The organism is Pseudomonas reidholzensis, from assembly GCF_900536025.1.
GTDB lineage: Bacteria > Pseudomonadota > Gammaproteobacteria > Pseudomonadales > Pseudomonadaceae > Aquipseudomonas > Aquipseudomonas reidholzensis.
This window is the reverse complement of sequence record NZ_UNOZ01000020.1, coordinates 16,122-26,661: the sequence shown is the minus strand read 5'-3', so window position 1 is coordinate 26,661 and position 10,540 is coordinate 16,122. Positions and strand designations below refer to the sequence as shown.

General features: G+C 64.8%; 8 protein-coding genes. 5 read left to right on the top strand and 3 right to left on the bottom strand.

Annotated elements, in window-relative coordinates; all coding sequences use genetic code 11:
• The first annotated feature begins 137 nt into the window (after positions 1 to 137).
• Together CCOS865_RS14890 and CCOS865_RS14885 are read left to right on the top strand one after the other, a co-directional pair.
• On the top strand, positions 138 to 1,049 hold the full coding sequence (locus tag CCOS865_RS14890; protein WP_244216120.1) for a polyprenyl synthetase family protein: 912 nt from the start codon (positions 138 to 140) through the stop codon (positions 1,047 to 1,049).
• Between the two features lie 100 nt (positions 1,050 to 1,149).
• A complete protein-coding gene (locus tag CCOS865_RS14885) occupies positions 1,150 to 1,998 on the top strand; it encodes a helix-turn-helix transcriptional regulator (RefSeq protein ID WP_119142108.1) in 849 nt (282 codons plus the stop codon).
• An 18-nt stretch (positions 1,999 to 2,016) separates the two neighbouring features.
• Here the strand turns inward: CCOS865_RS14885 and CCOS865_RS14880 are convergent, their stop codons facing one another.
• On the bottom strand, positions 2,017 to 2,931 hold the full coding sequence (locus CCOS865_RS14880; protein WP_119142106.1) for a LysR substrate-binding domain-containing protein: 915 nt from the start codon (positions 2,929 to 2,931) through the stop codon (positions 2,017 to 2,019).
• Positions 2,932 to 3,055: 124 nt separating this feature from the next.
• Between CCOS865_RS14880 and CCOS865_RS14875 the strand changes: the two genes are divergently transcribed.
• From CCOS865_RS14875 to CCOS865_RS14865, 3 genes are read left to right on the top strand one after another with little or no spacing between them, the layout of a single operon-like run.
• A complete protein-coding gene (locus tag CCOS865_RS14875; protein WP_119142104.1) occupies positions 3,056 to 3,946 on the top strand; it encodes a sugar phosphate isomerase/epimerase family protein in 891 nt (296 codons plus the stop codon).
• Positions 3,943 to 4,719, top strand: a complete 777-nt coding sequence (locus tag CCOS865_RS14870) for an SDR family NAD(P)-dependent oxidoreductase (protein WP_119142102.1) — start codon at positions 3,943 to 3,945, stop codon at positions 4,717 to 4,719. The genes CCOS865_RS14875 and CCOS865_RS14870 overlap by 4 nt, the downstream gene beginning before the upstream one ends.
• 52 nt (positions 4,720 to 4,771) lie before the next feature.
• Positions 4,772 to 6,070: an MFS transporter gene (locus tag CCOS865_RS14865; protein WP_244216119.1), complete on the top strand. Its 1,299-nt coding sequence runs from the start codon at positions 4,772 to 4,774 to the stop codon at positions 6,068 to 6,070.
• A gap of 18 nt (positions 6,071 to 6,088) precedes the next feature.
• On the opposite strand, the gene CCOS865_RS14860 is transcribed toward CCOS865_RS14865, so the two are convergent.
• Together CCOS865_RS14860 and CCOS865_RS14855 are read right to left on the bottom strand one after the other, a co-directional pair.
• The gene (locus CCOS865_RS14860) at positions 6,089 to 8,200 is read right to left on the bottom strand and encodes a TonB-dependent siderophore receptor (protein WP_119142098.1); all 2,112 of its coding nucleotides are present in this window, start codon (positions 8,198 to 8,200) and stop codon (positions 6,089 to 6,091) included.
• 220 nt (positions 8,201 to 8,420) lie between these two features.
• Positions 8,421 to 10,421: a peptidase U32 family protein gene (locus tag CCOS865_RS14855; RefSeq protein WP_119142096.1), complete on the bottom strand. Its 2,001-nt coding sequence runs from the start codon at positions 10,419 to 10,421 to the stop codon at positions 8,421 to 8,423.
• Positions 10,422 to 10,540 lie beyond the last annotated feature (119 nt).

Sequence of the window (10,540 nt, the reverse complement as noted above, 5' to 3'; positions counted from 1 at the left end):
TGGTATGCGAGTTGTACAACGCTACTCGCTTTGTACAGCTAAGCTCAAAAACAGCACCTCGTCAGGCAACGGCTCTGCGTCAGTCGTTCCCTCAACCCAGCGGCGATGACGCCGCGTCCATCAGCAGAGGCAAGAATGTGACGACCATAGCCCAACCGCTCGCGGCCGCCGATGCAGGCCTCACTGATCATCTCGCGCATTTGCAAGGCAGCCTGGAGGCGCGACTGGATGCGCTGCTGCCGCTCGGCCAGGAGCGCGACCTGCTGGCCGCCGCCATGCGTGAGAGTACTCTGGCGCCCGGTAAACGCCTGCGCCCGTTGATGTTGATGTTGACCGCCGAAGGCCTCGGCGCCTGCCCGCGTGCCGCGTTGGAGCTGGGCTGCGCGGTGGAGATGGTGCATGCCGCGTCGCTGGTCCTCGACGACCTGCCGTGCATGGACGATGCGGCGCTGCGGCGCGGCCGGGCGACCTTGCACCGGGCGTTTGGCGAAGACGTGGCGATTCTTGCGGCCATCGCCTTGCTGTCGCGCGCGTTCGGCCTGCTGGCCTCGCTCGACACCCTCCCGGCCACCACGCGCAGCCGTTTGGTGGCGATTCTGGCCGAGGCGATTGGTGCCCAGGGGCTGGTCAAAGGGCAGTTACAGGACTTGCGCGAGGGCGGCCAGGCCCGCAGCGCCGAGCAGATCGCCGAGACCAACCGGCTGAAGACCGCCGTGCTGTTCGGCGCGATCATGGACATGGCCTGCGCGCTGGCCGATGCCCCGGCGACGGTGCGCGATGCCTTGTCGCGGTTTGCCGGGGAGCTGGGCCAGGCGTTTCAGCTGTACGACGATCTGCGTGACCACGACCCTGCCACGGGCAAGGACCCGGGCAAGGATGCCGGCAAGTCGACGCTGGTCGCGCTGTGTGGCGAAGCGCGCACGCGGGAGCGTTTGCTGGGGCACCTCGACAGTGCCGAGCATTGCCTGGAGCAGGCGTTTCTCGGCGAGCAGGCGCTGGCTAGCCTGGTGCGCCGGGTGTTTGGCTGTGTTGAAACGGGGCGTTGTTGAGGCGCCTCGACTCACCCTGAAGGGTGATGGTGGCTGTGCCCAAGGCATGAAACAATCCCGCCAGCGTAGCTAACCACAACCCCGCACAGGGCCCCGACCGATGAGCAAAGACCGGCTGCAATCGCCTGGCTGGTATGAGCGGATGGCCCTCGCCATCGACGCCATCGGCACGCCGGGTTTTGTCGACGCGCTGTTTGCCGCGCTCACCTGCCTGGCCCCGTCGCAGGCCATCACGGTGTTTCTCTACCCGCACAAAGGCCTGCCCTCGGCGCTGTTCGAGAAGGACGAAGAGGGCCCTTGGCTGCCTGAGGGCAACGTGCACAAGTACCTCGAAGGCTACTACCTGCTGTGCCCCTTCTACCGCGCCTGCATGGAAGGCATCGCCCCCGGTTGCTATCGCCTGAGCGATGTCGCGCCCGACCATTTCAAGCGCAGCGAGTACTACCTGGCGTTCTATCAGCACGCGCACCTGGAGGACGAACTCAACTACATCATCCCCCTCGACCCGCACCTGACCATTGCCGTGGCCTTGGCCAGCACCCGCCGCCTGGCCAGCCAGCAGGTCGCCGACCTCAAGCGGGTCGCCCCGTGGGTGCAGGCGGTGGTGCGGCGGCAGTGGGCGCATTTGAACGCCGAGGCGATCGGCGGGCGCTTCGAGAGCGCGCTGGGGCGGCAGATCAACGCGGCGCTGAACAATTTCGGTTCGTCGCTGCTCACCGAGCGCGAGTGCCGCGTTGCCCAGTACCTGCTGCGCGGCCACTCGACGCGCTCGCTGGCCGAACGCCTGGGCATCAGCGAGGACACGGTCAAGAGCCACCGCAAGAACCTCTACAGCAAGCTCGACATCGCCAAGCAGGCCGAGCTGTTTTCGCTGTTCATCGACTCCCTGGCCCAGGCCCAGGAAGGCCTGAGCAAGGACCCGCTGGAAAGTTACCTGCGCAGGCGTTGAGGCAGCGGCTCCACTCGGTTATCCGCGCAGGCTCGCCGCGTGCTGGCGCAACAAGCGGGCGAATTGCTCGGCGGCATTGGCCAGCGGCCGGTCGGTCGGTGTGGTCAGCCCCACCGGCGCCCGCAACAAAGGGCTGGAAAACGGCAGCGGGCAGACGATCCCCAAGCGCAGGTCGAGGTCGACCACGCCGCGCTGTACACACCAGATCGCATCGTGATCCTGCACATACACCCGCGAAAACGTCTCGCTCAGCGATTCGAAGATCTGCAGGCGATCGGCCGCCCCGCTGGACAACAGGTAATTATCGACACTGATGCGCACCAGCGTGCCCTGCGGCGAGGTGATCACCACATACGGACGCAGGTCCTCGAGTGACAGGTGTTCGCGGCCTGCCAGCGGATGGTCCTTGCGCACCACCATCAGCAGGTCCTCTTCGTACAAGGCCTCGAACACCACGCCAAGCATGTCGCGACCGATCAGCCGGCCGACGATCAGGTCGAGGTCGTGGGTGCGCAGCTTGCCCACCAAATAGTCATACACGCCGGACAACACCTGCACCCGCACCTGCGGATGGTGCTCGCGCATCTGCGCGATCACCGGTGCCAGGAGAAACCCGGCGGCAGTCGGCAGCGCGCCGATGCGCAACAGCTCGGGTGCTTGAGGGGCGACCTGAGCCTGGTCGATGGCCTGGTTGAAGCTGGCCAGGGTCTGGCGGGCGTGCTTGAGAAAGTGCTCGCCGGCGTCGGTCAGGCGCACACCCTTGCGCCCGCGCACCAGCAATTGCACGCCGAGCTCCTGCTCGAGCTCCTTGAGGCTCTTGGACACCGCCGACAGGGTGATATGCAGCAACTGCGCCGCCATCGCCAGGCTGCCGGCACTGGCGATGGCGAGGAATACCCGCAGGTGGCGAAGGGTGATGGTGGAGGTGCTCATGGGTAATCACGGCGGCAATGGTCAACCTACAGGTTAAGTAACTGAGGATTTTTTATCAATTTAATCAACCGCAGGTATGACTTAGCATCGTCCCACGCTTGGCAAATACAAGGACACCCTGATCATGCTCCCCATCCCCCGGCTCGGCGCCTCCAGTGCATCCTTGCCCAGCCTTACCCCCGAGGCGCTGGCCGATGAGCTGGCGCGCCTGGGCTACCAGGGCGTCGAATGGCGGGTCGCCGACGTTGGCCAGCTCGACCCCACCCAGCCTTGGGACGCCCGCTGCAACAACCGCTGCACGGTCGCCCCGAACGCCACGGCGATCGCCCGCATCCAGCGCCATTGCCAGGCACTGGGGCTGACCATCTTCGGCCTCAGCCCGTACCTGGCGGTGGGCGACATCGAGCAGGCGCAGCGCCTGATCGACCTGGCGGCACTGGCCGGCCAATGTCGCCTGCGGCTGTGGGCACCGAGCTATGAAAACGAACGCTATGCCCCGGCCTATGCGCGGATGCGGCGGTTTCTCGAGCAGATCCTGCCGTACGCGCAAGACCAGGGCGTGCAACTGGCCCTGGAGGTGCATCAGCGCACCATCTGTTCCAGCCCGTCGCTGGCCATGCGCATTGCCGAGCACTACCCGGCGCAGGCGCTGGGGATCATCTACGACATCGGCAACCTGGCCATCGAAGGGCGCGAGGACGTGCAGCTGTCGCTCGACCTGATGGGCGCGCACCTGGCGCATGTCCAGGTCAAGAACGTCGCCTATCGGCCGCAGGCGGCGGGCGAGGGCTGGGGCTGGCACTGGAGCGCCCCCGACCAGGGCGTGCTGCCGCTGCGCAGCATGCTTGGCACCTTGCGCCAGAGCGGCTACGCGGGTTGGGTGTCGATCGAAGACTTCTCCAGTGACTACCCCGACCTGCACAAGCTGGCACGCAACCGCGACCTGGTTCGCGACTACATGGGGCTCGCTGCGGCCCCTGAACTCAACCACCACCACGAGGCCATCGCCCGATGAACCCTGCCACTGACCGCGCTGTTGCGCTTGTGACCGGCGCTGCCGGCGAACTGGGGCGGGCGATCTGCGCGCGCCTGTGCCGCGACGGCCTGCATGTCGTCGCTGTCGACCTCAACCTGGAGGCCGCGCAGGCCCTGGTGCGCGACCTCGACTGCCAGCCTGGGCAACGGGCCCTGGCGCTGCATGCCGACCTGGGCGATCAGGCCTCGATCGAGGCCATGGTCGATCGTGCAGGCGCCGCGTTTGGCCGCATCGACGTGGTCGTCAACAATGCCGCGGTCAACCACCGTGGTTCGCTGTTCGACTTCGATCCCGTCCAGTGGGACCACATGATGGCGGTGAACCTGCGCGGGCCGGCGTTGTTGTGCCAGAAGGTCGCACCGTACTGGAAAGCCCAGGGCAGTGGCCGGGTGATCAACATGGTGTCGCGCTGCTGGGTCGCCGGGGGGCCACCGGCCTATGTCGCCTGCAAGGCCGGCCTGGTCGGCCTGACCCGCTCGATGGCGCGCGAACTGGCGCCCTGGCAGGTCACCGTCAACGCGATTGCGCCCGGCCTGCTGCCGTCGGCCTTCACCCTCGACGGGCGCGACCGGGAAAGCTTCGAACTGATGGCCGAAGGCTCGATCGGCAACACCCCGCTGAAGCGCCTGACCACCCCTGAGGACATCGCCAACACCACGGCGTTTCTGGCCTCCAGCGATGCCGCCTTCATCACTGCCGAGGTCATCCACGTCTGCGGAGGCAGCCAACTGGCACCGTTTGGCCGCGCCTGAGGCCACCACTTCGACCTTCAACCCACACAATCACAATAACGAAAGGTTGCCCATGAACACACATGATCCGCGCATGGCGCGCAAAGCCGCGTTCGGCAGTTTCCTCGGCAGCGTGGTCGAGTACTACGACTTCTTCATCTACGGGTCGGCGGCGGCGCTGGTGTTCAGCACGTTGTTCTTTCCGTCCTCCGATCCCATGGCCGGGACCCTCGCCGCGCTGGCCACCTTTGGCGTCGGCTACATCGCCCGCCCCGTCGGTGCGCTGTTGTTCGGCCACCTGGGCGACCGCATCGGCCGCAAGCAGGTGTTGATGATGACGCTGCTGCTGATGGGCATCGCCACCACCGCCATTGGCCTGTTGCCCACCCACGCCAGTATTGGCGCCTGGGCGCCCGGGCTGCTGGTGGCCTGTCGGCTGCTGCAAGGTTTGTCGGCAGGTGGCGAGCAGGTCGGTGCGAGCCTGCTGACCATGGAGCACGCGCCCGGCAAGAAGCGCGCGTTCTACACCAGCTGGATGATCAACGGCGCGTCGATGGGCTCGATCCTGGCGACCTCGGTGTTCATTCCGTTGTCGATGTTGAGCGAGGAGCAATTGCTGACCTGGGGCTGGCGGATCCCGTTCCTGATCAGCGGGGTGATGGTCGCGGTCACCTTGATCATTCGTCAGGGCGTGGATGAAAGCCCCGAGTTTGCCAACAAGAAGGCCGCTGCTGCCCAGGCTCCAGTGCTGGAAATGTTCAGCAAGGAAGGCCGCGCGTTCATCACGGTGTTCTGCTGCGCGCTGATCTGTTCGGTGTCGTCGCTGGTGATGATCTTCGGCTTGTCGTGGGCCACCAACAACCAGCACGTCGACCGCGCCTCGATGCTCATGGCGATTGCCGCCAGCCAGGTCGGTGCGCTGATCTGCCAGCCGTTGTTCGGCCTGCTCGCCGATCGCATCGGCAAGAAGCGCATTTTCGTCGCCGGCTCGCTGGCCAGCTGTGTCGGGGTGTTTGTGTTCATGTGGTCGATCACCACCGGCAACATCGCCCTGATCGTCGCCAGTACGGTGTTGCTCAAGGGGGTGTTGTACAGCGCGCCGAACGCCTTGTGGCCGTCGTTCTATGCGGAGATGTTCAGCATTCGCGTGCGTTACACCGGGGTCGGCCTGGCGACGCAATTGAGCTTTATCGTCGCCGGGTTTTCCCCGAGCCTGTGTTACGCGCTGCTCGAGGAAGGGGGTGGCTGGCTGCCGGTGGGCTACCTGATCGGCGGCCTGGCGCTGGTCGCGGCGATCGCCGCCATGCTGTCTCGGCCGGCGAGCGAGCCCGGCACTGTTGCGCTGAACCCGGCGGTGGCCGCACGTAGCTGACCACCGCCAAGCCCGAGCTTAGAAGGTGTAGGCGATACCGGCCTGCACCGTGCGAGGGGCGCCTGGGTAGGCGTAAAGGTTGAACGCGCCTTCGTCATACTCTTTGTTGAAGACGTTCTTCACGTCCAGGTTCAGCCTCACGTGCTCGTTGAGCTGGTAGAAGCTCAGCAGGTCGACCACGGTGTACTGCGCCATGGTGTAGGTGGTCGCGGCGGTCTGGCCGGCGCGATCATCCACGTGCTTGACCCCTACACCCAGGCCGAGGCCCTTGGCCAGGCCGTCCTGGAACTCGTAGGTGTTGAGCAGGCTGAAGCTGTTGCGGGGGATGTTCGCCAGGTGGGTGCCCTTGGCCAGGGTGTTGTCCTTGGTCACCTCGGCGTCGACGTAGGCGTAGCCACCGATCACGCGCCATTGCGGGGTGATGTTGCCGGCGACGTTGATGTCCAGGCCACGGCTGCGCACTTCGCCTGCCGATACCCTGTAGGCCGTGTTCACGGGGTCCACGGTCAATACGTTTTCTTTGACGATTTGATAGATCGCAGCGTCGACGCTGAGCTGACGGTCCAGTGCTTCCCACTTCACCCCCAGTTCGTAGGATTTGCCTTTCTCAGGATCGAAACCGTCCCCACCACGTGATGCACCGCTGTTCGGTTTGAACGAGCGCGCAGTGTTTGCGTAGATCGCAATAGTTTCGGTCAGGTCATAGATCAGCCCAAAGCGCGGGGTTACCGCGTTGTCTGCCGCATCCCAGTCTGTAGTGTTAGGCAGGTAATTATCGTACTGATGTTCGAAGCGCTCAAAGCGTACACCGGCGAGCGCTTTAAGACGCTCTGTCAATGCCACCTGATCCTGGACAAAAACGGCCCAGGTCTTGAGATTTTCCTTGTCATGGGTGGTGGTATCAGTCAGCGCAGGGCGAGGCTGGCCCAATACGGGGTCGTAGATGTCGATCGAGTAGGCTGCCGACGAACGCTGGATGATCGAGTTGTAGTCGTAATCCTCGTACTCGATACCGGTCAGCAAGGTATGCGCAAACCCTGCGGTATCGAAGTGGCCGGTGAGGTTGAGCTGATAATCGCGATCAGTCCACTCCAGCTTGCGGTAGTTGAAGTTGCGCTGCAGGGTGCGACCGTCAGTTGGCGCGCCGTTGGCTTCGACGGCATTGCCCTTGAGCGAGCCATCCAGCCACTGCATGCCACCGGCCAGGGTCCAGTTGTCGTTGAGCAGGTGCTCGAAACGCAGCTGGGCCATGTTGTTGTCGTTGTGCAGCAGGTTGTCGCTGCCTTTCTCCCACACGTTGGTGTCACGCGAGGCGCTGCCGCGCTGGGTTGCGTAGCGGGTCAGGCCACGGTCGAGCGGGTGGTTGTTGCGCATGAAGTCGCCTTCGAAGACGATCTTCGTGCTGTCCGTGGCTTGCCAGCTGAGCACGGGCGCGACGTCATAGCGCTCGCTCTCGACGTCGTCGCGGAAGCTCTCGCCGCCCTCGCCAAGCACGTTCAGGCGGTAGGCCAGACGCCCATCTTCGCTAAGCGGCCCAGTGGCATCCAAGGTCGCGCGGTGCATGCCCTGGTCGTCGAACTGGCTGCCGAGGGTGACCTTGGCCTCGCTCATCGGCTGCTTGCTGACCACGTTGAAGGTCCCGCCCGGGTCGCCACGGCCGTACAGGCTGGTGGCCGGGCCACGGATCACTTCGAGGCGTTCGACGGTGTTGGCGTCGGGCGCGTTCGGGTAACCGCGGTTGATCGGGAAGCCATTGCGGTAGTACTCACCCGTGGTGAAGCCGCGCACGGTGACCGTGGTCAGCCCCTGGCCGCCAAAGTTATTCGCACGCCCGACGCCGCCGGCGTAGTCCAGCGCGTCCTGCAAACGGGTGGCGCCGGTGTCTTCGAGGACGTCCTTGGGCACCACGCTGATCGACTGCGGGGTCTCGTGCAGCGCGGTGTCAGTGCGTGTGGCACTGGCCGAGCGCGTGGCCTTGTAGCCAACCACCGGCCCGTCGGCGCGTTCGCGATCAGTGGCAGCATCGATATTGACGGCTTGCAGCTCGAGCGGCTCGGGCGCTTGCGCGTCAGCCAGCACGGACGGGGAGATAGCGTTGACAAGGCAGAATGAAACGAACGCACGGCGCATGGACGGTACGATCCTTGGAGGGGGATGGAAAAAGTCCGCGGATCATATCTGGTAAGGATTATCATTTACAGCTGTATTTGGTGTACCGCCGTACCAATATCCATTGGCGTATTTTTGGCCTGTGCGGGCGCAAAAAAGCCCCCTCCCGAACAACCCGGCGCCTGCACAGCATGCAGTCGCTGAATTGCCCGTGGAGGGGGCTTTACGGCCGATCAGTCGATCAATGCGGTGCGCGATGAATGGTCTTGAGCAGATCTTCCGGGCTGATATGCCCAACCACTTGCGCCACGCCACTGCCCGGGGTCGGCAGGTCGATGATGTGCGACTTCATCTTGCCCACCACATGCATCTCGCACGGCTTGCAGTCGAACTTCAGGGTCAGCACCTCATCGCCCTGAATCAACTGCATCGGCGCGACCTTGGTGCGCACACCGGTAACCCCCTTGGCCTGCTTGGGACACAGGTTGAACGAGAAGCGCAGGCAGTGCTTGGTGATCATCACCGGCACTTCGCCGTGCTCTTCGTGGGCCTCGTAGGCCGCGTCGATCAACTGCACGCCATGGCGGTGATAGAAGTCGCGGGCCTTCTGGTTGTAGACGTTGGCCAGGAACGACAGGTGCGACTCCGGGTACACCGGTGCCGGGTCGGTCTCGGCCTTGCGCCCGCCACGCGGATGCGCCTGGACCCGCGCCTCGGTCAGTGCCTCGATCGCCTCGCGGCGCAGGGCCTTGAGCTGCGAGTTGGGGATGAAGAACGCCTGCGGTGCATCCAGCTCGATGGCACTGGCGTGGTACTGGGTGGTGCCCAGCTGGCCGAGCAGGTCGTGCAACTGGTCGAGCGCCTGCTGCGGCTTGTTGGCCTCGCCAAACGGCCCGTCCAGGCCGACGCTGACCGACACGCCTTCTTCGCTGGTGGCGGTCAGTTGCAGGCGCTGCTCACGCAGCTCGGCCTGCCAGGCCACACCCACGCGACGCTCGGCGGAGGTGCGCTGCAGGGCCTGTTGCCAGTTGTGGTCGAGGTTGCGCGAGAGCGGATGGTTGGGCCGCAACTGGTACATGCCGGCCGGCATTTCGTTGGGCTCGACACGGTAGCGGTAACGCGTCTGGCCGTCTTCCTCGAACTCGCCCTTGAGCTCGGCGATGTTGGCACGAAAGCCCACGACTTCACGCTTGACCAGCACGTTGAGGCCGTCACCGTTGCTCAGCGGCACTTCGGTGACCACCATCAGGTCGCGCTTGGCGACTTTTTCCACCACGCCGACCGGCAGGCCGGTAAAGGTTGGCGAGTCGAAGGCACCGATGTCGATCTTGCGGTCGCTGACGAAGTAGTCGGTGCTGCCGCGGTGGAAGGTCTTGTCCGGATCGGGGACGAAGAAGTGCGCAGTGCGGCCGCTGGAGGCGCGGGCCTTGGCCGGGCGGTCTTCGAGGATCGCGTCGAGCTCCTGGCGGTAGTGGGCGGTGATGTTCTTCACATAGCCCATGTCCTTGTAGCGGCCTTCGATCTTGAACGAGCGCACGCCGGCGTCGACCAGGTCGCGCAGGTTGGCGGTCTGGTTGTTGTCCTTCATCGACAGCAGGTGCTTCTCGAAGGCGACCACGCGGCCCTGGTCATCCTTGAGCGTGTAAGGCAGGCGGCAGGCCTGCGAGCAGTCGCCGCGGTTGGCGCTGCGCCCGGTCTGCGCGTGGGAGATGTTGCACTGGCCGGAGAAGGCCACGCACAGCGCGCCATGGATGAAGAACTCGATGGCGGCATCGGTCTCGCTGGCGATCGCGCGGATTTCCTGCAGGTTCAGCTCGCGCGCCAGGACCAGCTGGGAGAAGCCGGCCTGGTCGAGGAACTTGGCCCGGGCCAGGGTGCGGATGTCGGTCTGGGTGCTGGCGTGCAGCTCGATCGGCGGGATGTCCAGCTCCATCACCCCGAGGTCCTGCACGATCAGGGCGTCGACGCCGGCGTCGTACAACTGGTGGATCAGCTTGCGTGCCGGCTCCAGTTCATTGTCGTGGAGGATGGTGTTGATGGTGGTGAACACGCGGGCGTGGTAGCGCCGGGCGAACTCGACCAGTTCGGCGATTTCGCCGACTTCGTTGCAGGCGTTGTGCCGCGCGCCGAAGCTCGGGCCGCCGATGTAGATGGCATCAGCGCCGTGCAGGATGGCTTCGCGGGCAATCGCCACGTCGCGGGCAGGGCTGAGCAGTTCCAGGTGATTCTTTGGAAGGGACATGTCGTTATTTTTTCGGGCTGTCACGGTTAGGCGGGCATTGTAGCGGTGAAATGGCCTGGGGGCACCTTTGGGCTGCCCGGTGGAGGCAATACACCTGTAGATCGCCTGCTGCGGCCTCT